At 63.9% G+C, this 23,294-nt stretch carries 19 protein-coding genes and 1 pseudogene; 2 read left to right on the forward strand and 18 right to left on the reverse strand.

Features of this window, described 5'->3' with window-relative positions; genetic code table 11:
• Positions 1-3: 3 nt before the first annotated feature.
• From ACFFNA_RS05490 to ACFFNA_RS05570, 17 genes are all read right to left on the reverse strand, one after another.
• Entirely contained in the window at positions 4-489 is a 486-nt protein-coding gene (locus ACFFNA_RS05490) for a hypothetical protein (RefSeq protein ID WP_378916298.1), read from the reverse strand.
• Between the two features lie 118 nt (positions 490-607).
• A complete protein-coding gene (gene msuE / locus ACFFNA_RS05495; RefSeq protein ID WP_378916301.1) occupies positions 608-1,168 on the reverse strand; it encodes an FMN reductase in 561 nt (186 codons plus the stop codon).
• 63 nt (positions 1,169-1,231) lie between these two features.
• The gene (locus ACFFNA_RS05500) at positions 1,232-2,479 is read right to left on the reverse strand and encodes an SfnB family sulfur acquisition oxidoreductase (RefSeq protein WP_378916303.1); all 1,248 of its coding nucleotides are present in this window, start codon (positions 2,477-2,479) and stop codon (positions 1,232-1,234) included.
• Positions 2,480-2,504: 25 nt separating this feature from the next.
• On the reverse strand, positions 2,505-3,296 hold the full coding sequence (locus ACFFNA_RS05505) for an ABC transporter ATP-binding protein (RefSeq protein WP_378916306.1): 792 nt from the start codon (positions 3,294-3,296) through the stop codon (positions 2,505-2,507).
• A gap of 80 nt (positions 3,297-3,376) precedes the next feature.
• Positions 3,377-4,714 (reverse strand): ABC transporter substrate-binding protein, encoded by a 1,338-nt coding sequence (locus ACFFNA_RS05510; RefSeq protein WP_111544900.1) that lies wholly within the window; start codon positions 4,712-4,714, stop codon positions 3,377-3,379.
• 66 nt (positions 4,715-4,780) lie between these two features.
• Positions 4,781-5,821, reverse strand: a complete 1,041-nt coding sequence (locus ACFFNA_RS05515; protein WP_111544901.1) for a branched-chain amino acid ABC transporter permease — start codon at positions 5,819-5,821, stop codon at positions 4,781-4,783.
• Between the two features lie 3 nt (positions 5,822-5,824).
• Positions 5,825-6,724 carry a branched-chain amino acid ABC transporter permease gene (locus tag ACFFNA_RS05520; protein WP_378916309.1) on the reverse strand — a complete coding sequence of 300 codons (900 nt, stop codon included), beginning with the start codon at positions 6,722-6,724 and terminating at the stop codon, positions 5,825-5,827.
• Positions 6,721-7,656, reverse strand: coding sequence for an ABC transporter ATP-binding protein (locus ACFFNA_RS05525; RefSeq protein WP_378916312.1), 936 nt, complete (start codon positions 7,654-7,656; stop codon positions 6,721-6,723). The genes ACFFNA_RS05520 and ACFFNA_RS05525 overlap by 4 nt, the downstream gene beginning before the upstream one ends.
• A gap of 123 nt (positions 7,657-7,779) precedes the next feature.
• Positions 7,780-8,883 (reverse strand): dimethylsulfone monooxygenase SfnG, encoded by a 1,104-nt coding sequence (gene sfnG, locus ACFFNA_RS05530; protein WP_378916315.1) that lies wholly within the window; start codon positions 8,881-8,883, stop codon positions 7,780-7,782.
• Positions 8,884-9,050: 167 nt separating this feature from the next.
• Positions 9,051-10,505, reverse strand: a complete 1,455-nt coding sequence (locus ACFFNA_RS05535; RefSeq protein WP_378916317.1) for an FAD/NAD(P)-binding protein — start codon at positions 10,503-10,505, stop codon at positions 9,051-9,053.
• Positions 10,502-11,674 carry an FMNH2-dependent alkanesulfonate monooxygenase gene (gene ssuD / locus ACFFNA_RS05540; RefSeq protein ID WP_378916319.1) on the reverse strand — a complete coding sequence of 391 codons (1,173 nt, stop codon included), beginning with the start codon at positions 11,672-11,674 and terminating at the stop codon, positions 10,502-10,504. Before ssuD ends, ACFFNA_RS05535 begins: the two co-directional genes overlap by 4 nt.
• Before the next feature lie 243 nt (positions 11,675-11,917).
• Positions 11,918-12,823 carry a dihydrodipicolinate synthase family protein gene (locus ACFFNA_RS05545; RefSeq protein WP_378916321.1) on the reverse strand — a complete coding sequence of 302 codons (906 nt, stop codon included), beginning with the start codon at positions 12,821-12,823 and terminating at the stop codon, positions 11,918-11,920.
• A gap of 11 nt (positions 12,824-12,834) precedes the next feature.
• Positions 12,835-14,547, reverse strand: coding sequence for an IlvD/Edd family dehydratase (locus ACFFNA_RS05550; protein ID WP_378916324.1), 1,713 nt, complete (start codon positions 14,545-14,547; stop codon positions 12,835-12,837).
• A gap of 15 nt (positions 14,548-14,562) precedes the next feature.
• A complete protein-coding gene (locus ACFFNA_RS05555; RefSeq protein WP_111544909.1) occupies positions 14,563-15,342 on the reverse strand; it encodes an SDR family oxidoreductase in 780 nt (259 codons plus the stop codon).
• Between the two features lie 52 nt (positions 15,343-15,394).
• Positions 15,395-16,345, reverse strand: coding sequence for an L-arabinose ABC transporter permease AraH (araH, locus tag ACFFNA_RS05560; protein ID WP_378916327.1), 951 nt, complete (start codon positions 16,343-16,345; stop codon positions 15,395-15,397).
• An 11-nt stretch (positions 16,346-16,356) separates the two neighbouring features.
• Positions 16,357-17,868 (reverse strand): L-arabinose ABC transporter ATP-binding protein AraG, encoded by a 1,512-nt coding sequence (gene araG / locus ACFFNA_RS05565; RefSeq protein WP_378916329.1) that lies wholly within the window; start codon positions 17,866-17,868, stop codon positions 16,357-16,359.
• 68 nt (positions 17,869-17,936) lie between these two features.
• The gene (locus ACFFNA_RS05570) at positions 17,937-18,926 is read right to left on the reverse strand and encodes an arabinose ABC transporter substrate-binding protein (RefSeq protein WP_013891527.1); all 990 of its coding nucleotides are present in this window, start codon (positions 18,924-18,926) and stop codon (positions 17,937-17,939) included.
• Positions 18,927-19,183: 257 nt separating this feature from the next.
• On the opposite strand from ACFFNA_RS05570, the gene ACFFNA_RS05575 reads away from it, so the two are divergent.
• Positions 19,184-19,873 carry a FadR/GntR family transcriptional regulator gene (locus ACFFNA_RS05575; protein ID WP_378916409.1) on the forward strand — a complete coding sequence of 230 codons (690 nt, stop codon included), beginning with the start codon at positions 19,184-19,186 and terminating at the stop codon, positions 19,871-19,873.
• 8 nt (positions 19,874-19,881) lie between these two features.
• Positions 19,882-21,030: a galactonate dehydratase gene (gene dgoD, locus ACFFNA_RS05580; protein ID WP_111544911.1), complete on the forward strand. Its 1,149-nt coding sequence runs from the start codon at positions 19,882-19,884 to the stop codon at positions 21,028-21,030.
• Between the two features lie 60 nt (positions 21,031-21,090).
• Here dgoD and ACFFNA_RS05585 read toward each other — a convergent pair.
• Positions 21,091-22,826, reverse strand: a pseudogene (locus tag ACFFNA_RS05585) (adenylate/guanylate cyclase domain-containing protein).
• Positions 22,827-23,294 lie beyond the last annotated feature (468 nt).

Raw genomic sequence — 23,294 nt, forward strand, 5'->3', positions numbered from 1 at the left:
TGGTCAGAGAGTGAACGACCAGAACAGGCAGGCCAGCGTCGCGGCGGCGAAAACCACGAAGAACAGGCTGCGCAGCAGCACATTGCGGCGCAGCTCGTTCATGACGAAGTGGCAACCGACGATCGCCGCGGCAAACAGGAACCGCCAGTTCAGCAGCGCCCACACAGCGCTACCCTGACCGAAGGCCCATCTGGCGGCGAGACAGCCGACGATGGCGGCAAACAGCGCGATCACCGTCCAGAAGATCGCATCGGCGGCATTGGTCAGGACAATGCTGGCCGCCCTGATCGGCAAGATCATCATCAACAACGCGCTGAAGAAATAGACTGCGGCAAGCGGAATGAACGTTCCGGCATCGGCAATGCCGTCAAGGCGTCTGACACCAATCGCGCCGTAGGGATAGCCGTGCCTGGCCACGGCCAGGCTCAACGCCATGAGCAAGGCGGTCAGCACGGCGACCAGTGCGAAGGATGTGAGGGCTTTGCTCATGATGTTCCCGTCCCAGACGAATCAGACAGGAACAGATGTAGCGGGCGGTCGTAAATTGCGCGTAAGCGAGATTACTCGCCACGCGGATTTCGATCGCGGCGCAATCCGCTGAAGCAGGCTACTCGGCGGCGATCCTGCCTGCCGAGCGGTTGGCCAGCACGAAGCCGACCTCGTCCACCGCCTGAGCCGCGCGCTTCAGGATCGCATCGGAGCGGAGCACGCCATCAATAAAATCCTTGTCGGTGGCGTAGACAGCGGTGGGCAGCGTGAAGGCCTCGAAGAAGCCGAACAGCGGCCGCAGCTGATGCTCGACGACCAAGGCGTGGCGCTCGCCGCCACCGGTCGCGGTCAACAGGATGGGCTTTCCCCGCAAGGCGGCCGGATCGATCAGGTCGAAGAAGTGCTTGAACAGGCCGGTGTAGCTGCCCTTGTAGGTCGGCGACCCGACGACGAGCACGTCGGCGGCGAGGACTTCCTCCAGGATTGCGCGCCCCTGGCCGTCGAGATCGCGGGCCCATCTTGTCGTGCCGAGCGACGGACCGAGATCCTCTACGTCATAGGTGCTCGCCGACAGTCCGTGGCGGGCGGCGATATCCCTGGTGACCAGATCGACGAAGGCGCGCGTCTTTGACGGCCGGGTGATGTTGCCGGAAAAGCCGACGACTGTTGGGTTTGACATGGCAGTGGGCCTCTTGGATGGTCGAAGTTTGATGTGGCGAGCCGCCCGCCCGCCGGTGGGAAATCAGCTCCAGGCGTGCAGCGGCGGGTTTTCGCCGTTGAGGAAATACTTGCCCAGGATGGAATATTTCCAGCGCACCGGATCGTGCAGCGTGTGCGTGCGGGCATTGCGCCAGTGTCGGTCGAGATTGTGCTCTGCCAGCGTCGAGCGGGTTCCCGCCAGTTCGAACAGCTTGTTGGTGGCGGCGATGGCGATCTCGGTCGACAGGATCTTCGCCTCGGCGGTAACGATCTGCGCATGCGCCACCGTCTCCGCGGTCGGCCCGACCACCGCCCGGTCTATTGCCAGGCCGGCCTTTTCCAGCAGCGCCTGCGCCGCATGCAGGCGCAGCGTCAGGTCGCCGACGGCCTGGATTGTGTAGGGATCGTCCCAGGCATTGTCGACGCCGCTGTCGATCCAGGCGCGGCTCTTGGTCCTGACGAAACTGAGTGTCTCGTCGATCGCCGCCTGGGCGATGCCGGTGTCCACCGCCACCTGGATGATCTGGAAGATGGCGCCGTCGGCGGTCGGCCTGTCATAGCCCTTGTAGCCGGGCACCAGATGCGTCTTCGGCACCTTGACGTTGTCGATGATGACGGTGCCGGACAGTGTCGTGCGCTGGCCGAAGCTTGACCAGTCGTCGATGACGGTCAGGCCAGGCGTGCCACGGTCGGCGATGGCATACCAGGCGCGACCCTCGTCATCGAGCGCCACGATCGGCACCAGATGAGCGAGCAGCGCGCCGGACGAATAGAATTTCCGGCCGTTGACGACCACATGATCGCCGGCATCGGTGAAGCGGGTCTCGAAATCGGCGGCACGCTTGGAGCCGAACTCGGAAAAGGCATTGCCGAACCGCGTGCCTTTCAACACTTCGGCGAACAGCAGCTTCTGCTGATCCGCATCCGACACGGTGCGGATGGCGGCGACGACGCCAAGATGGTTCTGCGCAATCTGGCCGATCGAGGAATCCGCCGCCGAAATGATCTCGATCACCCTGGCGAGCGTGGCGTAGGACAGTTCGGGACCACCAAATGCCTTCGGCACGTTGATCGACCACAGGCCGCTTTGCGAAAACGCATCGAGTTCGGCAACCGGCCAGATCCGCTCGCGGTCGCGCCGGGAGGAACCCTTGACGAATTCGACGGCGAGCGCGTGGGCGATGGCAATCGCCTCGGCGTCGTCCCTGATGATGTGCGCTGGTGCGGTTGGCCTTGCGACTGGCGGCACGGCAGCGGAGGCGTGGTCGGTCTTGACGGTAGAGACGGTCATTTCACTGCTCCTTCGGATTTTCGTTTCATGCAACGGCATGGAGATGAGCTGATTTGGCAGTCGGCGATGCCTGTTGCCCGAGATAGAAGGCCCGCACATCCTCGCGCCGGCGAAGATCGGAAGCCGCGCCAGAGAGAACGGAGACGCCGTTTTCGAGCACCGTGGCGTGGTCGGCATAGCCAAGGGCGACCGCCGAGTTCTGCTCGGCGACCAGGATCGACAGGCCGGTCTCGCGGTTCAGCTTTCTGAGCGTCTGGAAAATGTCCTGGACGATGAGCGGCGCGAGCCCCATCGACGGTTCGTCGAGAACCAGCAGACGCGGACGCGACATCAGCGCCCGGCCGATGGCGGTCATCTGCTGCTCGCCGCCGGAGGTGAGACCGGACAAGGTTCGGCGCTTCTCCTTGAGACGGGGAAAATAACCGTAGATCCGCTCGAGATCCCCGTTGATCTCGGCGCGGCGGCCGCTGCGGCCGATGCCGCCGGCGACCAGATTTTCCTCGACGCTCAGGCTCTTGAAGCAGTGCCGGCCTTCCAGCACCTGCACCAGCCCGGCGCGCACCAGATCGCCCGGCTGGCGGCGTGACACATCGCTGCCTTCGTAGCGGATGGTGCCGGCGTTGACCTGGCCGCGCTCGGCCGGCAGCAGGTTGGAGACGGCCTTCAGCGTGGTGGTCTTGCCGGCGCCATTGGCACCGAGCAGCGCCAGGATCGCGCCGCGCCTGATCTCGAAGCTGACGCCGTGAAGTGCGGTGATGGCGTGATTGTAGGTGGCATGGACGGCGTCCACGGCAAGAATAACGTCATCGTTCGGCATGGGCTCTTCTTCTGTGGTTCGATGAACCGAAAAAGGCCGGGCGCCGCGGAAACTGGTCCGTAGCGCCCGGCGTTGATTGATCAGTTGGTGGTCACGGCATCGGCATCGTCGGCGGTGCGCAGCTTGATGCCCTTCTCGGCGGCATAGGCCTCGGCCGACTTCTCGATGATCGGCCGCAGCAGCGCCCAGTCCGGCGCGATCCAGTCGGAGACCACGTTCCACTTCTTGCCGTCCCACTGCTGGAAGGTCACGTAGCCTTCGCCCTCGTGATTGTCCCAGCTGACGTTGATCGAGTGGAACAGGTCCTTGGCGCCGAGCGCCTCGACCTTGGCCGGATCGAGCTTGAGGTGTTCGAAGCCCCAGCGGACCTCGTCGCCGGTCAGCGTGCGATGGCCGAACTTTTCCTGCGCGACGCGGATAGCCTCGACATTGAGGATGCCGTTGACGATGCCGAGGTTATGGTAGACCGAGCCGATGCGCGACTTGTCTTCCAGATTGCCCTTGCCGGCGCCGTAGACCGTCTTCACGATCTCCTGCACCACCGGGTAGCTATTGCCGGAGGCCTGGGTGGTGATGGCGGTGTAGCCCTTGGCGGCATCGCCGGCCGGGATCACGTCCTCTTCGGAATTCGACCAAACATTGCCGACGATGTGGTCGACGGGAAAGCCGACCTTGACGGCCGTCTTCAGTGCCACCGGGTTCATCACGCCCCAGCCACGCAGGACGACGAAGTCCGGCTTGGCGCGGCGGATCGTCAGCCACTGCGACTGCTGCTCGTTGCCGGGATGCGGCACCTCGATCTGCTGCACGGTGAAGCCGTATTTTTGCGCCAGCAGCTCATAGATCGGGATGGTCTCCTTGCCGTAGGGCGAGCCGTGATAGAGCACGACGATCTTCTTGCCCTTGAGCTTGTCGATGCCCCCTTCCTTGGAAGCGATGTAGTTCACGATGCCGGACGTCTCGCTGTAGGGATTGAGCAGCAGCGGGAAGACGTAAGGGAAGACGCGTCCGTCGGTGGAATCGGTGCGGCCATGGTTGACGGTGATCAGCGGCACCTTGTCGGCGGTGATGCGGTCGATCATGGCATAGGCGATGCCGACCGAGAGCGGGTTCCAGGCGGCGGCACCAGCATGGCTCTTCTGCCGCTCGTAGCATTCGACACCGCGCTCGACCTCATACTGGGTCTCGCATTCGTCCCAGGTCAGCTTGACGCCGTTGACGCCGCCGTCGCGGATATTGATGAGGTTGAGATAGTCGATGAAGCCGCCGAAGAAGCCGGTGCCGCCGGCCGCATAAGGCCCGACGCGATAGCTTTGCAGCGGGAAATATTGTTCGTCGGCGTGGGCGGCGGGCAAGGCCACCGACACGATCATCGCCGCGGACAGCGCCGCCGCCTTGATGGTGCTCAGGAAGGTCATGGTTAGGGTACTCCCGGTATGGGCCGTCTTGGGTTCGGCCTCTGGTTCATTTTCGGATGCATTGGCTCAAGTCGACTGCCAGGCGAACAGGAGCCGTCTTCGGATCCTGTCCCACAGCGCCACCAGCCCGTCGGGTTCGAGGATCAGAAACAGGATGATGAGCGCGCCGAGCACAATGCGCTGGCTCATGTCGAGCACGCCCGAGTCGAAGAGATCGCCAAGCAGAAAGCCGCCGAGGCGAGACAAAGCGAGCGGAAAGACCACGATGAGGGCGGCGCCGAAAAAGGCGCCGCGGATCGAGGCCAGACCGCCGATGATGATGATGAACAGGATCTGGAACGACCGATCGAGATCGAAGCCGTCCGGCTCGACGGTCCGCAGATACGCGAAGGCCCAGATGACGCCGGCAACGCCGATGATGAAGGACGAGATGGCGAAGGCCAAAAGCTTGGTCTTGAGGACCGGGATGCCAATGATGCGGGCGGCGGTTTCATTGTCGCGGATGGCGATGAAGTTGCGCCCGGTCTGCGATGACACCAGCCGATAGGCAAGGAAGGTGAGGATGGCGACGATGGTCAGCGCAAAGAGATAACGGCCGATGGCGCTGTCGAGAGCAACGCCGGCTATCGACAGCCTCGGCGCATCGATGACGCCGGAAGCCGAGTCATTGGAGAACCAGCTGAATTTGGTCAGCGCCCATTGGACGAAGAATTGCGCCGCAAGCGTCGAGACCGCAAGGTAGAACCCCTTCAGCCGCAGGCTCGGCAGGCCGAAGACGATGCCGATCGCGGCGGCGACGATGCCGGCCAGAAAGATGCTGCCGATCAGCGGCAGGCCCTCGACACGCAGGTTGAAATTATACGCAGCGAAGGCGCCTGCCGCCATGAAGGCGGCACTGCCCAGCGAAACCTGGCCGGCATAGCCGGTCAGGATGTTCAAGCCCACGCCGGCGAGGCTGAGCGCCAGGAACGGCAGCAGGATGGCCTCGAACAGATAGCTCGAGCCGATCAGCGGCACGACGCCATAGGCGAAAGCGAGCAGCAGCACAGGCACGACCCATTTCGGCAGCACTGGCATGAAGGAGAAATCGCTGGTGATTGCAGCCATGGCTCAGATCCTCTCGACCAGCTTCTGGCCGAACAGGCCGGAAGGACGGATCAACAGGAAGACGAGCGCGACGACATAGGCGAACCAGCTCTCGATGCCGCCACCGAAATAGTCGCCGATATAGACCTCGGCGAGCTTCTCGCTGGCGCCGATCAGCAGTCCGCCGACGATGGCGCCGAGGATGGAATCGAAGCCGCCGAGCACCAGCACCGGCAGTGCTTTGAGCACCACCAGGGACAGCGAGAACTGTACGCCGAGACGCGCACCCCAGAGTAGGCCCGCCACCAGTGCGACGAGGCCGGCCGCCGCCCAGACGGTGGCCCAGATCAAGGGCAGGCGCAGGCCAACCGCAAGCGCTGCGAACTGGTCGTCGGCGACGGCGCGGAAGCTGAGGCCGATGCGCGTGTAGCGGAAGAACAGCGACAAAATTAGAACCATGCCGGCGGCAACCACCGCCGCGAAGATGTCGAACTGGCTGATCAGCACGCCGCCGATTTCCAGCGGCACGTCCTCAATGCCGAGATCGAGGCCGTGGACCTGCGTGCCCCAGATCAGCTGGGCAGCGCCCTCGATAATGTAGGAGAGGCCGAGCGTCGCCATGAACAGCGTGATCGGCGGCTTGTTGGTGAGAGGCCGCAGCACGGTGCGCTCGATGGCGATGCCGATCGCCACCATGATGGCGAAGGTGACCACCAATGCCAGCGCGAACGGAACGCCGCGTTCGACAAGGCTGACGAAGGTAAGCGCGGCGAACAGCAGCATCGCGCCTTGTGCGAAGTTGAGCACGCCTGATGTCTTGTAAATCAGCACGAAGCCGATCGCGACCAGCGAGTACATGACGCCGGAGAGCAGGCCGCCGACGAGCACCTCGATGAAGAATTGGTAGTCGAAGTCGGCGATCATATGCCCGCCCCGTCCTCATTGTCCGAGGCGACGCCGAGATAGGCATCGATGACGCGCTGATCGTTCCTGACTTCGTCGGGTGTGGCGTCGGCGACCTTGCGGCCGTAGTCGAGAACGGCGATGCGGTCGGACAGGCCCATGACGACGCCGACGTCATGCTCGATCAGCACGACGGTGGTGGCGAAGCGGTCGCGCGCGGCACGGACGAAGCCCGCCATCTCGTTCTTTTCGCTTGCGGTCATTCCGGCCATCGGTTCGTCGAGCAAAAGCAGGCGCGGTTCGGCGACCAGTGCACGGGCCAGTTCGACCCGCTTCTGCAGTCCGTAAGGCAAGGTGCCGACAAGGCGATCGCGAACGGCGCTGAGGTCGAGGAATTCGAGGATCTGGCCGGCGCGGCTCAGAGTGTCACGCTGCTCGCCGCGCGAGCGGCCTATGCCAAGCACCTGGCCGGCAAAGTTGGAGCGGACCTTGTAGGCGAGGCCGGAAGCGACATTGTCGAGGACGCTGAGGCCCTTGAACAAAGCAAGGTTCTGGAAGGTCCTGGCGACGCCGAGATGCGCCAACCGCTGCGTCGGCACCTGGGCATAGCCGACACCATCGAGCAGGACATGGCCGCGATCTGGCTGGTAGACGCCGCTGATGACGTTGATCAGCGAGCTCTTGCCGGCACCGTTGGGACCGATGATCGCGCGGATCTCGCCGGGGTGAACCGACAGGTCGATATCGGCCAGTGCGACGACGCCGCCAAATGACAGGCCGATGCCCTGAAGCGAAAGCAGCGGAGAGGCGGCGGCGGCAACCGATCCCGTCGGCTCGCCACGGGCTTCGGACTGCTGCTGCGGCCGCAGGCTTGACGGCAGGCCGCGCGCCAAGACCTCCGGCGCATAGGCCGAAGCCTCCATCACTCCTAAGGCAGAACTGGGCAACGGCATTCCAATCGTCCTCGATTGCATCGGCAGGCGCGCAAATCCGCATTGCTGCTCGAGGGATCGAGCGCGCCGGGGAACGTTCATTCGTGTGCTGGCCGGAAACCTGCCCGGCCAGCCAGTGGGTGACTACTCGGCTGCCAGCGACGCAGCCGCCTCGGCGCCTTCCAGTTCGCGAACGAGCGGAATGACATGCTTGCCGAAATACTCGACCTCTTCCTGGAAGTGCAGGAAGCCGAGCAGGATGAGATCGGCGCCGGCACGCTTCAGGCCGACGATGCGCTCGGCGACCTGCCTCGGCGTGCCGATCAGGTTCGAGCGGAAGCCGTCATTGTACTGGACCAGATCGTCGAAGGACGATTTCGCCCAATTGCCCTCGCCTTCCGGCGAGGCCTTGCCGGCGTTCTTGACCTCATGGCCAAAGGCATTGACCGCTTCGGGATTGGCTTTGGCGATGATTTCGGCGAGCACCGCCTTGGCCTCGTCCTCGGTCTCGCGGACGATGGCGAAGGCATTGACGCCGACCTTGACGGAATGGCTGTTGGCCTTTGCCTTGGCCTGGATGTCGTCGACCTGTTTGGCGATCTCGGCCGGCGTGTTGCCGTTGGTGAAGTACCAGTCCGAGACGCGCGATGCCATGTCGCGCGCGGCGCGCGACGACCCGCCCTGGAAGATCTCGGGCAGCGGATGCGGCGGCTTCGGCTTCAGGGAATATTCGTTGAAGCGGTAAAAATCGCCACGGAAGGTGAAGCTGTCCTGCGTCCATATTCCGCGCAGCGAACGGATGAATTCCTCCGAACGGCGATAGCGCTCATCATGGTCGAGCCAATGCTCGCCGATGGCGTGGAACTCGCCACGGAACCAGCCGGAAACGAGGTTGATCGCGACGCGGCCGTTGGTCAGGTAGCTGATGGTGGCGATCTGCTTGGCCGCCAGCGCCGGGTTCCACGGTCCGGGCAGGATCGCCGCAATGACCTTGAGCGTGGTGGTCGCGGCCAGCAGATCATGGCTGAACGCAACCGATTCATGCTGCTCGTCGGCGCCGTAGCCGGCGGTGAAGCGGATCTGGCTCAGCGCATAGTCGAAACCGGCCTTCTCGGCGATCTGCGCCAGCTTGCGATTGTACTCAGCCGAATGGTTGGTGCGCTGCTCGATGTTGGAGATCACCAGGCCGCCCGAAACATTGGGCACCCAGTAGGCGAATTTGATCGCGTCGGTCTCTGCGTATGCCATGAACTGTCTCCCATTCAGGCCGTGTCGTTGATCGGTCCGACCGCAGCCGGCTTTCGCCAATATTTATTATGTTTATAGAATATATATACAAAGAAGGATTTTCCGTTTTTGAGGCCCTGTCGGGACGGAAATACCAATTTTTGCCCGGCCGACCCGGCTTCCGGTTGTCAGCCCGCGACCGGAGCGTGCCCGGTATTGGCGCCGACGCCCTCGGCTGGCGTATCGAGCAGCTTTGCAATCTCGGCCGCGACCGCCTGGGCATGGCGGGCAACCTCCGGCAGGCCCATGAGTTCGCCGAAAGTCCCTCGCGCCAGCGGACCGGCGACAAAGAGTGTCGTGACCGCCCTGCCGTCCCGGCCGACGGCGCGGCTGTCGCGACTTGTCTCGATACCCAGCCCGTAGGGGTCCGCTCCGATCAGCCCGGCCTCGGTCAGCGAACGCAATGCCGGGTTGAGCTGTAGCGCCTGCCCATGCGCCGGGCCCGTGGTGTTGATGACAGCATCGAAGCGGGCCGTCTCGATCCGCGTTTGCCCGCGCCGTTGAAAGCTGACCGCCAGGCTGTCATGCTCATGGTTCGATGCGACAAGCCTGGCGGCAATGTTGTCGAATGTGCCGGCTGCATGGCGGCGGTCGAGCACGGCCGCGACCTGCGGTGCGATCCTGAAGCGATGCACGTCCCAGAACACGCGCAGTTGGCGGACCAGCCTTGCCCGCTCCGGCGGAGCAAGCCCGGCCCACAGCACAGGCCCCTGCAGGCGCAGCTGGTCGAAGACGGACTGCCAGTTGACGTTGGCCGCGTGTGCCGCGGCCAGCGTGGCGCGGATGGTCTTGAGCAGCCGCAGCGCCGTTGTGGCCGGCGCGGACGCAAAGTCGCCGAACGGCTCGCCCCTGATGTCCGGGTGGCCGCGCGAGCGCAGCCCGCGGCGAGACAGCGCCAGGATGCGGCCGCGATGGCCACGGCGATAGAGTTCGGCGGCCATGTCGGCCGAGGTCAGTCCGGAGCCGACGATCAGCACCGACGCATCCCGCCCGATCCCGGCAAGCGCGGCGGGGGCGTACGGATCGGCGATGAAACCCGGCGCTTCCGCGAGCGAGGCCAGCGCGGCGGGAATATTGGGCAGCGGATGCGTCGCCGCCAGGACGACAATGTCGGCGGCGACCGGTCCGCTGGTGGTGTGCACGGTCCAACCCCTGCCATCCGCTTCACGTGCGACATGTGTGGCGAGACCGCTGACGTGGCGCACCGCGCCCGAGCCGAGCCAGGGCGCCAGGTGCTCGGCGACGTAACGGCCGAACACGCGCCGGCGCGGATAGACGTCGCCATTCTTCCAGATGGCGTCCGTGTCGCGCTCGAGTTCGCCATCGCGGCTCAACCAGCGCGCAAAGTGCTGCGGGTCGTCAGGAGCCATGCTCATTCTTGTCGCCGGGACATTGACCCGGTGCGCCGGCTCCTCGCTGGAATAGGCAAGGCCGCCGCCGAGCCCCGGTCGCGGCTCGATCACGGAAATCGACAGGCGCTCCGGTCGAGATGCCTGCGCCAGGTGCCAGGCCACCGCGGCGCCGGAAAAGCCGCCGCCGATGATGGCGACGCGCAATCGGCGGACCGGAGGGAGCGCGTTCACGAGGCGCTGGCGAGCGACTTCGGCCGATGATCGCCGGCAATGGTCTCGCCGAACGGGCCGGTGTTGACCGACGAGCCGGCGGCCTTGACCGGATGATCGGTCGGCAGTTTCGGCAGCACCAGTTCGCCGAAACGGTAGGCCTCTTCCAGATGCGGGTAGCCGGACAGGATGAAGGTGTCGATGCCAAGGCGCCGGTATTCGTCGATGCGTTCGGCAATCGTGTCGGGGTCGCCGACAAGTGCCGTCCCGGCGCCGCCGCGCACCAGGCCGACGCCGGCCCACAAATTGGGCGCGATCTCGAGCTTGGCGCGGTTGCCGCCATGCAGCGCACTCATTCGCGCCTGGCCGACCGAATCCATACGGGCAAAGACCTTTTGCGCCGAGGCGATCGTCGCATCGTCGAGCCGGCTGATGAGGCTGTCCGCCGCGGCCCAGGCCTGTTCGGTGGTTTCGCGCGCGATGACATGCAGGCGAATGCCGAAGGAGAGCTTGCGGCCGGCCTTCTCGGCCAGTTCACGCACGCCGTCGAGCTTGCGCTCGACATCGGCGGGCGGCTCGCCCCAGGTCAGGTATTTGTCGATTTCCTGAGCCGCCACCACGGATCCGGCGTCGGACGAGCCGCCGAAATAGAGCGGCGGGTACGGCGTCTGCACCGGTGGAAACAGCAGCCGGCCGTCCTCGATGCGGAAATGCTTGCCCTCATGTGCGACCGTCTCGCCGCTCAGCACGCGCTTATAGATCTGCAGGAATTCCTGCGTCACCTCGTAGCGCTCGGCATGCGACAGGAAGATGCCGTCGCCCTTGTTCTCGAGCGGATCGCCGCCGGTGACGACATTGATCAGCAGGCGGCCATTGGAGATGCGGTCGAGCGTCGCGGTCATGCGGGCGGCGAGCGTTGGCGATTGCAGGCCGGGCCGCACGGCGACGAGGAAACGCAAGCGCTCGGTCAGCGGCACCAGCGCCGAGGCGATCACCCAGGAATCCTCGCAGGCCCGGCCGGTCGGCAACAGCACGCCGTAATAACCCAGCGTGTCGGCGGCCTTTGCCACCTGCGTCAGATAGGGCAGATCGACGGACCTGCCGCCTTCCGATGTGCCGAGATAGCGGCTGTCGCCATGCGTCGGCAGGAACCAGAGCACCTTGATGCGGTCTGGAATGTCCCAGGTCATGGCTTGCCTCCCGCGGTCTGGCGGCGACCGGCTATGGCAGATGGGGTTGAGAGCGGGCGCAAAGGGGTGGGCATGGCGTGGTCCTGTCCGGGTGGAAACCAGATCGCCAGTGCAGATTGCTTATTCTACAAATTCTGTAGAGTTAGTTTATTCTAAATCCGCGACGGTGATTAGAATTTCTCTCCTCAGGCGGTGGCGCCAACCCCGGTTCGTCCAGCGCACAAAGGCCTCGGGCGTTCGGCATCAGCCCGGCAATCGGCCGAGATGGGCAGCGAAGCGCGCCACCATCGCAAGGCCAGCATCGCTGGGCCGCATCGCTGGAGTCCGGTCGTGTATCGGGATGCCGGCACGGGCGCCAAACAGCCGCTTGCCGTAGCAGATCAGGTTCTCGATTCCCTGCATGACGAAGACCGCCGCCGGCAGCATTTTTGCATATTGGGTTTCGGCCGCTGCTTCGTCTCCGGTGCGGAATGCATTGTAGGCGCGCACGGCAAGGTCGATGCAATCCGGCGCCAGGATCATGCCGCGGCAACCGACACGGAAATTGTCGATCAGCTCCAAACCGCCGCGCCCGTTGAAGACCGGAATGCGGCCTTCGGTGCGTTCGATCAATCCGGCGATGTCGGTGACCGGGCCTTCGCCCTTGATCAGTCGGATGTTGGGATGAAGTGTCACCAGTTCGCGGATTTCGTCCGATGTCAGGCCGCGCCCGAAAAACGCCGGCGCATTCTGGATCGCCACCGGCAGGTCGGTCGCTTCGGCGACGCGGCCGAAGAACTTGATGTATTCCGATGCGCCATAGGACCCGACGGGTGGCGGCTGCAGGATCACCCAGTCGGCTCCGACGCTTTCGGCGTGGCGAACCTGGGATACCTGCTCGGCAACAGAAGAGCCGAAAATGGCGAAGGCGAGCGGCACTTTCCCGGCGGTATCTTGCGCCGTCCAGTCCATGATCGTCCGGCGCTCGGCTTCGGTCAGCTTGGCGACTTCCGTCGCCAGGCCGAGCGCCGCCATGCCATGCACGCCGGTCGCCAGGCAGATCTCGACCTGCTTGCGCATTGCCGCGCGGTCGAGTTTTTCATGCGCATCGAACAGCGCGTAGAGGATGGCGTGGATGCCATGGAAATCATCGGGCCGGAAGTTTGCCATTGCGTTCGACCTCAATGGCTCTCGCGCGGGATGGCGTGGCCACGGCTGCCGACGAGAAAATCGAGGTCGGCGCCACGATCCGCTTGCAGCACACGGTCGACGTAGAGGCCCTGATAGCCGCCGCGCATCGCCAGTACGGGCGGCAGCCAGGACTCGCGCCGTCTCGCGAGTTCCTGCTCGGACACGTCGAGATGCAGCTTGCGCGCTTCGAGATCGAGCTCGATGATGTCGCCGCTCCTGACCAACGCCAGCGGGCCGCCGATAGCGGCTTCGGGTGCCGCGTGCAGCACGACGGTGCCGAAGGCGGTGCCCGACATGCGGGCATCGGAGATGCGGATCATGTCGCGGATGCCTTGCTTGAGCAGCTTCTGCGGCAGCGCCATGTTGCCGACCTCGGCCATCCCCGGATAGCCCTTGGGGCCGCAATTCTTCAGCACCATGATCGAGCTCTCGTCGATGTCGAGCAAGGGATCGTCGACGCGCGCCTTGTAGTCGTCGATATCCTCGAAAACGACGGCGCGGCCGCGATGCTTCATCAACCCCGGCGAGGCGGCCGACGGTTTGATGATGGCGCCGTCAGGCGCCAGATTGCCGCGCAGCACAGCGATCCCGCCCTGGGCGGTAAGCGCCTTGTCGCGCGGGCGGATCACCTGCGGATTGTCATTCCTGGCGTCGGCGATGTTGTCGCCCACGCTCTTGCCGGTGACCGTCAGCGCATCGAGATCGAGCAGGTCGGCGATCTCCTTCATGACAGCCGGAATGCCGCCGGCGTAGCAGAAATCTTCCATCAGGAAGCGGCCGGACGGCATCAGGTCGAGGATGGTCGGCACGTCGCGGCCATAGTGGTCCCAATCGTCCAGCGTAAGCTCGGTGCCGACCCGGCCGGCGATGGCGAGCAGGTGCACGACCGCGTTGGTCGAGCCGCCGATGGCGCCATTGACGCGGATGGCGTTGGCAAAGGCCTCCTTCTTGAGGATCGCCGATGGGCGCAAATCCTCATTGACCATCTCGACGATGCGCCGCCCCGTCATGCGGGCGATGCGGCTGCGGCGCGCGTCGACGGCGGGATAGGCGGCGTTGCCGGGCAGCGCCAGGCCCAGCGCCTCGACCATCGAGGCCATGGTCGAGGCTGTGCCCATGGTCATGCAGTGACCGGGCGAGCGCGACATGGCGCTCTCGACATTGGCGAAATCCTGTTCGCTCATCACGCCGGCGCGCACATCCTCGGAGAATTTCCACACATCGGTACCGGAACCGATCTCGCGGCCCTGGAAGCGGCCATTGAGCATCGGCCCGCCGGAGATGACGATCGACGGCAGGTCGCAGGAAGCTGCGCCCATCACCAGCGACGGTGTGGTCTTGTCGCAGCCGGCCATCAGCACGACGCCGTCCATCGGATTGCCACGGATCGCCTCCTCGACGTCCATCGAGGCGAGGTTGCGGAACAGCATCGCCGTCGGCCGTAGATTGGATTCGCCGCAGGAGAAGACCGGGAATTCGAGCGGCAGGCCGCCGACCTCCAGCACACCGGCCTTGATGTGCTCGATCAGGCCACGAAAGTGCACATGGCAAGGGGTGAATTCGGAGAATGTGTTGCAGATGCCGATCACCGGGCGGCCATCGAAAGCATCGTCGGGCAGGCCGTTGTTCTTCATCCAGCTGCGGTGGATGAAGGCGTCCTTGCCCAAACCGCCGAACCAGTGCTGCGATCGTCTCTTGGTCATGGCTTTGCCCAGCGTTCAGGCGGGATGCTGCAGCTGGCTCAGCCCGCCATCGACGACGAGGCTGGCCGCGTTCATGAACGGACACTCGTCGGAAATCATGAACACCGCGGCAAGCGCGATCTCGCGCGCAGAAGCGATGCGGCCGCCGGGATGCAGCGCCATGGTGTTGGCGCGCGCTGCCGCCGGATCGGCAAAACTGTTCCAGTAGTCGATCGCCTTCTGCGTCTCGACATAGCCCGGCGCCAGCGCGTTCACCCGCACGCCCTGCCCCGCATATTCGAGCGCCAGCGATTTGGTGAGGCCGAGCAGCGCGTGCTTGGCGACGGGATAGGGGAAGGTGTGCGGAATGATGGTGAAGCTATGCGTCGAGGCGATGTTGAGGATGGCGCCGCCGCCGCTTGCGATCATACCCGGCAAGACTGCCTTGCTGCAGTTCCAGGCGCCCTTGACGTTGACATCGAAATTGCGGTTCCACTCTTCCTCGGTCGCCTCGAGCGGCGTCGAGAATACATTGACCCCGGCATTGTTGATCAGAGCATTTATCGGGCCGATTTCATCGTTTGCCCGGCTGACAGCCACAGCAATCGCCGCCCAATCGCTGATGTCGGCTGCGGTATGCCCGACATCGCCTTTTGGTGCGGCGAGGCCCGCGACGGCCTTATCCAGCAACGCGTCGTCGCGATCGATCAGAAACAGCCTTGCCCCTTCAGCAAGACAGGCCTCGGCGATGGCCAACCCGATGCCTTGTGCGGCGCCCGTCAGGAAGATGCGTTTGCCGGACAGGCGCTCAGCCATTTTGGTCACTCCAGTCGAAGACGGTCATTGCAAATCCCGCGCCGGCCCTCGCTCAACGCCGCCCTAGTGCCGAGGAACGCAGATTGTCGAGCAGCACCGCGAGGAGCAAAATAACGCCACGCACGATGTACTGGTAGAAGGCCGGGATGTTGAGCAGGTTCATGGCGTTTTCGGCGATGCCCATGATCAGCACGCCGACGATGACGCCCGACATGGTGGCGCGGCCCCCGGCAAGCGAGACGCCGCCGAGCACGCAGGCCGAGATGACCGAAAGCTCCAGCCCGACCGCCGCGTTGGGCTGACCCGAGGTGATGCGCGATGCCAGCAGGATGCCGGCGATGCCGCAGACGACGCCCTGGAGCGTAAATATCCAGATGCGCGTCCTGTCGACATTGACGCCGGCAAGCCGCGAAGCCTCCGGATTGCCGCCGATGGCGAGCGTGTTCTTGCCGAAGACGGTGCGGTTCAACACAAAGCCGAAAATGCCGAAGAGAACGGCCAGCACCCAGATCGGCGTCGGTATGCCCAACAATTTCGACAGCGCGAGCTGGTAGAAATCCGGGCTGTTGATGCCGACGGCGCGGCCGTCGGACGCGATCAGGGCGAAACCGCGCACGATCTGCATGGTGGCAAGCGTGGTGATCAGCGCGTTGATGCGAAATTTGGCGATGACGACGCCGTTGATGAAGCCGACGAAGGCGCCGCAGGCGATTGCTGAGAGAAGTCCGAGCAGGATCGAACCGGTGGCGTTCGACGCCATCACCGCGACCATGCCGGCAAAGGCGACGATGGAGCCGACCGACAGGTCGAAGTCACGCGCTGCAAGGCAGAACATCATGGTGCAGCCGACGATGCCGACGGTGACCACAGACTGCAGCAGGCCGAGCATGTTGCGGTCGGTGAGGAAGTTCGGCACCAGAGCCGACACCAGCGCGAAGGCAACGAGGAAGATGACGACGAGCCCCTGTTCGCCGAGCAGGATCTTCTTCAACTGATCGGTCATGGCAGAGGTCCTCAGGATGCGATCGCGTCGGGGGTTTTCTTGTCGGGAAGGGCGGCGGCCAAGATCGCCTTCTCGGCGAACTGGTGGCGGGTGAGTTCGGCGCTGATGCGCCCGCCGCACATCACCAGGATGCGGTCGCAGATGCCCATCACCTCCGGCAGTTCGGACGAGACCACGACGATCGCCATGCCGGTCTCGGCAAGCTGGTAGAGCAGTTCGTAGATTTCCGATTTGGCGCCGACGTCGATGCCGCGCGTCGGCTCATCGACGATGAGAACCCGCACGCCCTGCTCGGACAGCCAGCGGCCAAGGATGACCTTCTGCTGGTTGCCGCCGGAGAGGTTGATGATGTCCTGATTGCGCGAGGGCGTGCGCACCTTGAGCTTCTTGATGAAGGTTTCGGCGGTCGCGATCTCGCTGGCGCGGTTCAAGACGCCAAAGCGCGTGTGATGGCGCCGCGACGAGATGTTGATGTTTTCCTCGATCGAGCGGCCCTGGATGATGCCGTCATGCTTGCGATCTTCCGAGCACAGCACGATGCCGGCCCGGATTGCGCCATGCGGATCGGTGGCGTGGATCCCCTTGCCGTCGACAGTGATGGCGCCGCCCGTTCGCGGATCGGCGCCGAAGACCAGCCGCATCAGTTCCGAGCGGCCGGCACCGATCAGGCCGAAGAAGCCAACGATCTCGCCGGCGCGGGCCTCGAAGCTGGCCGGCGTCCTCAGCTTTGCCCCTGACAGGGCCTCGACCTTCAGCCGGATATCGCCTGCCTTGCGCGGGCGAAAACCCCAAATGTCCGAGATTTCGCGGCCGACCATTTCGGCGACGACCTGATCGCGGGTGACATCTTTCAGCGATGCATGGTTCGCCGCGAGCTTGCCGTCGCGCAGCACCGTCAGGCTGTCGCAGAGCCGGAACACCTCGTCGAGCCGGTGTGACACGTAGATGATGACCTTGCCCTCGCCGCGCAGGCGATCGATCAGGGCAAACAGAATTTCGCTTTCGCGCGAGGACAGCGATGAAGTCGGCTCGTCCAGCGCGATGACGCGCGCGTCGAGCATGATCGCCTTGGCGATCTCGACCATCTGGCGCTCGCCGATGGACAGCGTCTTGACCTTGCGGCGCATGTCGATGTCGATGCCGGCCGATTTCAGCTTGGCGCCGACGTCTTCCAGCATCCGGCGGCCTGCGATGATGCCGGCGCTGGTGGGAAAGCGGCCGAGGCTGAGGTTTTCGGCAACGGTGAGTTCGGGAACGAGCTGCAGTTCCTGGTGAATGACGATGACGCCATTGTCGAAGGCATCCCGGGTCGAGGCATAGGCCTGGACCTTGCCGTCGATGCTTATCTCGCCCTCATCGGCATGCTGGTCGCCGGACAGGATCTTGATCAGGGTGGATTTGCCCGCCCCGTTTTCGCCCATCAGCCCATGCACGGCGCCCTTGTCGACGCCGAACGAGACGTCCGACAACGCTTTGACGCCCGGATAGGTCTTGGTGATGTGGGAGAAGTCGAGAAAGGACACGCACCGATCCTTCTGTGCCATGGGAAACAGGCGGCGGGATGAGCCGCCGCCTGTTTGTACAGGGAGGATTATTCGATGCCGAGGCCCTGGCGTACCTTCTGATAGTCGTCGCGCTTGGCCAACGCACCGGAAGTCAGGATCAGCTTCTCCGGCTCCTTGTTGTTGGCAACCCAGTCATACATGTTGAGCGCCGTCTCGTAGCCATGGCGCTTCGGCGAGATGATCACGGTGCCGACAAAGCCCGTGGCGGTAGGCTTCTTGAACTCGTTGATCGCCGAATCCGCGCCGCCGATGCCGACGCCGATCATGCCGTCCGCCGGAATGCCGACGCTTTCGGAGGCGCGCACAGCGCCCAGAACGGCTTCGTCATTGAGGCCGAAGGAAACCCACTTCTTGATGTCGGCATGGGCGTTGAGCACGACCGTCGCGGCATTGAGTGCGGCTTCCGTGTCGGTCTTGGCCTGCGGCGCGTCGAAGATGTTCTCGGCCTTGAAGCCATTCGCCTTCAGCACCGAGATGGCGCCTTCGACACGATCGACCGCCGTCGGCAGCTGATCATAGGAGACGCGGATGGCGCCGACCTCGTCGGCCTTCCAGCCGCGCGCCTTCATTTCATCGACGATCGCCTGGCCGACGGCCTCGCCGATCTTGGTGGCCGAGATGCCCATATGCGGCACGTCTTCCAGCGCCTTGCCGTCGGCACCGACCAGACGGTCGTCGACGGTCATCAGCTTGAGATTGTTGGCGGCGGCCTTGGCGACGATGCCGGGTCCGAGCTTCACATCCGGCGTGCAGACGATGAAACCCTGCGCCCCTTGCGCGCCGAGATTGTCGATCGCCGACATCAGCTTCTCACCGTCCTCGGCGCCGATCTTGACGAGGGTGAACCCCTTTTCCTTGGCGGCCTGGTCAGCGAACTTCCATTCGTCCTGGAACCAGGGTTCCTCGGGCTGTTTAACGATAAAGCCGATCTTGGTGTCCTGAGCATATGCAGCGATGGTCGTGACGGACAGCACGGCAAGCGCGCCCGCGACGAGCGCGGTCTTCAAAAGTCGCATGATTTCCTCCCAGCGATAGGCCGGGCGCTCAGCCCGGATACCGGAGTCTCTAGTCGCTTTTATCATACTCGTCAATTGATCTGGTATGATAATTAATGTACATGCTCTGACCAGCGATCGCTGGCGCAACGCATCGGCATCGGCTAATGCCGGGCCAGTTGTGCGAACTGGCAGGTTCGCCGCCTTGGAGGAGGGCTGAGGTGACCGAGATTTCGAAGAAGACACCGGGCGACACGACGACCCGTCGCCCGCGCGTCATGCCTGACGTGACCAAGGCGATGGCCTCGGACATCTTTTCCGGACGCTATCCGGCCGGATCCTCCTTGCCGACCGAAAACGAACTTGGCGTCGAGTATGGCGTCAGCCGCACCGTCATCCGCGAGGCCCTGAAGGTGCTAGCCGCCAAGGGGCTGGTGTTGTCGCGGCCGCGCGTCGGCACCATCGTCTGCAACGAGGACGACTGGAACATCATCGACCCTCAGGTGCTGGCCTGGCATGCACCGCACGCGCTGGACGACAAGCTCTTCGACGCCATCCTGGAAACACGCCGGGCCATCGAACCGCTGGTCGCCGAGCTTGCCGCGACGCGCGCGACACTGCAGGAGATCGCCGATCTCGAAGCGGCCTGGCGCGGCATGGCCGGCGCCGGCGAGGACCTCGTGATGTTCTCGCGCTCCGACATCGCCTTCCACCAGATCGTCTATGCCGCGAGCCACAATCCGATCTTTCGCCAGATCGGCAATTTGATCGACACCGGCCTCAAATTCTCGCTGGAAGCGACGGCGACGATTTCGCTCGACCGGCGCATGGAAGCGGTGGCGGCGCATCGCGAGGTGGTCGAGGCGCTGCGCATGCGCGACGCCGAGGCGGCGCGCGGCGCGGCGAACAGAATCCTCGACCTTGCGGCGCGCGACCTCGTCAGCGCCAAGAAACTCAAGAAGAACTGAGACAGCGCATGAAAATCATCTCGCTCACCACCTACATCGTTCCGCCGCGCTGGCTGTTCCTGAAGATCGAGACCGATGCCGGCGTCACCGGCTGGGGCGAGCCGGTCGTCGAAGGCCGGGCGCTGACCGTCGAGGCGGCGGTCAAGGAGCTGGGTGATTATCTCATCGGCAAGGACCCGCGGCTGATCGAGGACCACTGGACGGTGATGCATCGCGGCGGCTTCTACCGTGGCGGGCCGATCCTGATGAGCGCGATTGCCGGCATCGACCAGGCGCTGTGGGATATCAAGGGCAAGGCGCTCGGTGTGCCTGTGCATGAACTGCTCGGCGGCAAGCTGCGTGACAGCATCAAGGTCTATTCCTGGATCGGCGGTGACCGGCCGGCCGAAGTCGCCGCCGGCGCCAGGGAAGTGGTGGCGCGCGGCTTCCTGGCGCTCAAGATGAACGGCACCGAGGAACTGCAGATCGTCGACAGCCACGACAGAATCGATGCCGCTGTGGAGCGCGTCGCCATGGTGCGCGAGGCCGTCGGCCCCAACATCGGCATTGCCGTTGATTTCCACGGCCGCGTGCACCGGCCGATGGCGCGCATCCTGGTCAAGGAGCTCGAGCCCTACAGGCTGATGTTCATCGAGGAGCCGGTGCTGAGCGAAAACCGCGAAGCCTTGAAAGAGATCGCCGCGCTTGGCTCGACGCCGATTGCGCTCGGCGAGCGGCTCTACAGCCGCTGGGACTTCAAGTCGGTGTTCGAGGAAGGCGTTGTCGACATCATCCAGCCCGACCTGTCGCATGCCGGCGGCATCACCGAATGCCGCAAGATCGCGGCGATGGCCGAAGCCTATGACGTGGCCGTGGCGCCGCACTGCCCGCTCGGGCCGATCGCGCTTGCCGCCTGCCTGCAACTCGATGCAGTGAGCTACAACTGCTTCATCCAGGAGCAGAGCCTCGGCATCCACTACAACGCCGCCAACGACCTGCTCGACTACGCCGCCAACAAGGATGTCTTCCGCTACGAGGATGGTTATGTCGCCATTCCCGATGGCCCGGGCCTCGGCGTCGAGATCGACGAGGACTACGTCAAGGAGCGCGCCAAGGAAGGTCACCGCTGGCGCAACCCGATCTGGCGCCACAAGGACGGTTCCTTCGCCGAGTGGTGATGGGAGCGGCCTTCAGACGCGCAGGCGCGCCTGGACAAGGAGGCTCGCGAGGTTCGAATACTATACTCTCACCTGCGCCACTTCGGGAGACTTCAGTCCATCAACTAGATGATGAAGATCCGCCTCGTTCTCGTAGTGCAGGGTAGAGACGAAAGCATCAATCGTAAATTCCGGATCGACCTTGTCTATTTGAGCGAGGTGAGCGGACGCAGCGGTCCGATCGCCCAGCCAGTGATAGGCCGCCGCGACAAAGGCGTGTTGGTTGGCATCCATCTTCGACAGATGCATGAAGGCCTCGATTGCTTCGGAATATTCGTGGGCTGTAAAGTGAGCTTTCCCAAGATGGCTCCAGAAGCGTTCCGGGTGGTGAGGGTTCAACTGCATCGCCTTGCGAATCCAGTGGGCTCCTTCCTTGGGGCGACCGAGCCAAGTCAAAAGCTCGCCGTGCTGGACCACGACGAGATCGTAGTTTGGATTGAGTGCGAGAGCCCGCTCCTGGTGGTGCCGAGCCTTCGTCAGATCGTTGCGGCTGATGCTAATGGCTGCCAATATCCGTTGGACGTCCGCATCGTTGCTGTCCAGTGCTTGCGCCAACTCAAGCTCACGGACGACTTCGTCGAAAGCGGCGTCCTTATCAGCGCACCAGCCGTAGCCCCAAGCTTGCCCTAGGATGCAGCCCCGCCAGGCATGGGCATGCGCGTATTCGGGGTCGAGTTCTAGCGCTCGTGTCACCAGCTTCAGCGCCTCCTCATTCTCGGCTCGATTGCTGCGATGGTGGCGGACCTTGGCCGCGAGCACGCATTCGTATGCTGCCATGTTGGCAGGTGTTTTGCGCGCCACGAGATCCTGCTGCGCGGCTTCGACGCGGCCTGGCAGCGTGGCCACGATCGCTGCGGTTAGTTCGTCCTGAATGGCGAAAACATCGTCGAGCTTGCGGTCGTATCGCTCGGCCCAGATGTGTGTATCGGTGGCAGCTGCGCTGTCACCCTGAGCTGATCGCCCGATTTGCGGACGCTGCCCTCCACCAGGTATTGCGCGCCCAGCTTCCGGGCGATTTCACGGAGGTTTACCGACTGCCCTTTGTAGACGAAGGTGGAGTTGCGCGAGATGACGAACAGCTCGTGCCGGCGCGAAAGTTCCGTGATGATATCCTCGGTCAGACCATCAACGAAAAATTCCTGTTCGGATTCGCCGCTCATATTAGCGAATGGCAGGACCGCAATCGACGGCTTCACCACGCTGCGCCGGGCCGAGCCGTCCCCCGCTCGCGGATCGGCTGCATCGTCCAGCACCGCGCGCCAGACCCGTATCGGGCGAGAGATGTTCTTCAGGGCCTTCTCGCCAAGGTCCTCGAACGTGATTTCGAGCCGGTCGAAGACCTGTTCGTACACGGCCTGGGTGACGCACACCCCGCCCACTTCGGCCATTTGCTCCAGCCGGGCGGCGACATTCACGCCGTCGCCATAAATGTCGCCCTCATCGAAGATGATGTCGCCGAGATTGATGCCGATCCGGAACTGAATACGTCCGGCATCCGGCACGTCGGCGTTGCGACGGCGCATGCGGATCTGCACCTCCGCGGCGCAGCGCACGGCATCTGCCACGCTCTGGAACTCGACCAGCATGCCGTCACCGGTGGTTTTGATGATGCGGCCCTGGTTCTTGGCGATTGCCGGATCGATGAGTTCGATCCGGTGCGTTTTGAGCCGCGCAAGGGTGCCCCTCTCGTCGGCTTCCATGAGCCGAGAGTATCCAGCCATGTCGGCTGCCAGCACCGCCGCGAGCCTGTGTTCCATGTTCCAGCCTCGAAGCACGCAATCTTAGATGGCAAACGCTGCAATCAAAGCCGATCAGGGTCTCGCCGCCACCTAACAGCGCCGTCCCCGCGCGATCGGAAGGCGCCCAGTCATAGCTTTACTCGAAATGAGCGCGTGCGGGAAGGAAATCGAACGCTCCCCATACCCGCTCTCTCGGCTGCTCGATTGGTCTGCCTGCTCGACGGGGCAAGGTTTCATCCCAAATCCATCGCATTCAGTAGCCAGTTGAACGGCTTCGAAGATGATGGCTTCAGGAAAGTGCTTCGTCGCATTGCCTGGCAGCTTTTGAAGGGGTTCGACCAACTCCCGAACGCAAGGCGCCAGCCTATCTGGCTAAGCTTGGTGTCAGCGCCGGGACGCGCAACCGAAACCAGTAGACATTCCTGCGAAGTAGGAGAGGTGACGCCCGACAAGGCACTGACTTTCCTGCGTGTGTACCACCAATGT

This window comes from Mesorhizobium kowhaii (genome assembly GCF_042431665.1).
GTDB classification, from domain to species: domain Bacteria; phylum Pseudomonadota; class Alphaproteobacteria; order Rhizobiales; family Rhizobiaceae; genus Mesorhizobium; species Mesorhizobium kowhaii.

What these genes read in the sequence shown, in the direction of transcription:
- ACFFNA_RS05490 (WP_378916298.1), bottom strand. Translation starts at nt 489, where the DNA reads ATGAGCAAAGCCCTCACATCCTTCGCACTGGTCGCCGTGCTGACCGCC.
- msuE (WP_378916301.1), bottom strand. Translation starts at nt 1,168, where the DNA reads ATGTCAAACCCAACAGTCGTCGGCTTTTCCGGCAACATCACCCGGCCG.
- ACFFNA_RS05500 (WP_378916303.1), bottom strand. Translation starts at nt 2,479, where the DNA reads ATGACCGTCTCTACCGTCAAGACCGACCACGCCTCCGCTGCCGTGCCG.
- ACFFNA_RS05505 (WP_378916306.1), bottom strand. Translation starts at nt 3,296, where the DNA reads ATGCCGAACGATGACGTTATTCTTGCCGTGGACGCCGTCCATGCCACC.
- ACFFNA_RS05510 (WP_111544900.1), bottom strand. Translation starts at nt 4,714, where the DNA reads ATGACCTTCCTGAGCACCATCAAGGCGGCGGCGCTGTCCGCGGCGATG.
- ACFFNA_RS05515 (WP_111544901.1), bottom strand. Translation starts at nt 5,821, where the DNA reads ATGGCTGCAATCACCAGCGATTTCTCCTTCATGCCAGTGCTGCCGAAA.
- ACFFNA_RS05520 (WP_378916309.1), bottom strand. Translation starts at nt 6,724, where the DNA reads ATGATCGCCGACTTCGACTACCAATTCTTCATCGAGGTGCTCGTCGGC.
- ACFFNA_RS05525 (WP_378916312.1), bottom strand. Translation starts at nt 7,656, where the DNA reads ATGCCGTTGCCCAGTTCTGCCTTAGGAGTGATGGAGGCTTCGGCCTAT.
- sfnG (WP_378916315.1), bottom strand. Translation starts at nt 8,883, where the DNA reads ATGGCATACGCAGAGACCGACGCGATCAAATTCGCCTACTGGGTGCCC.
- ssuD (WP_378916319.1), bottom strand. Translation starts at nt 11,674, where the DNA reads ATGACCTGGGACATTCCAGACCGCATCAAGGTGCTCTGGTTCCTGCCG.
- ACFFNA_RS05545 (WP_378916321.1), bottom strand. Translation starts at nt 12,823, where the DNA reads ATGGCAAACTTCCGGCCCGATGATTTCCATGGCATCCACGCCATCCTC.
- ACFFNA_RS05550 (WP_378916324.1), bottom strand. Translation starts at nt 14,547, where the DNA reads ATGACCAAGAGACGATCGCAGCACTGGTTCGGCGGTTTGGGCAAGGAC.
- ACFFNA_RS05555 (WP_111544909.1), bottom strand. Translation starts at nt 15,342, where the DNA reads ATGGCTGAGCGCCTGTCCGGCAAACGCATCTTCCTGACGGGCGCCGCA.
- araH (WP_378916327.1), bottom strand. Translation starts at nt 16,345, where the DNA reads ATGACCGATCAGTTGAAGAAGATCCTGCTCGGCGAACAGGGGCTCGTC.
- ACFFNA_RS05570 (WP_013891527.1), bottom strand. Translation starts at nt 18,926, where the DNA reads ATGCGACTTTTGAAGACCGCGCTCGTCGCGGGCGCGCTTGCCGTGCTG.
- ACFFNA_RS05575 (WP_378916409.1), top strand. Translation starts at nt 19,184, where the DNA reads ATGCCTGACGTGACCAAGGCGATGGCCTCGGACATCTTTTCCGGACGC.
- dgoD (WP_111544911.1), top strand. Translation starts at nt 19,882, where the DNA reads ATGAAAATCATCTCGCTCACCACCTACATCGTTCCGCCGCGCTGGCTG.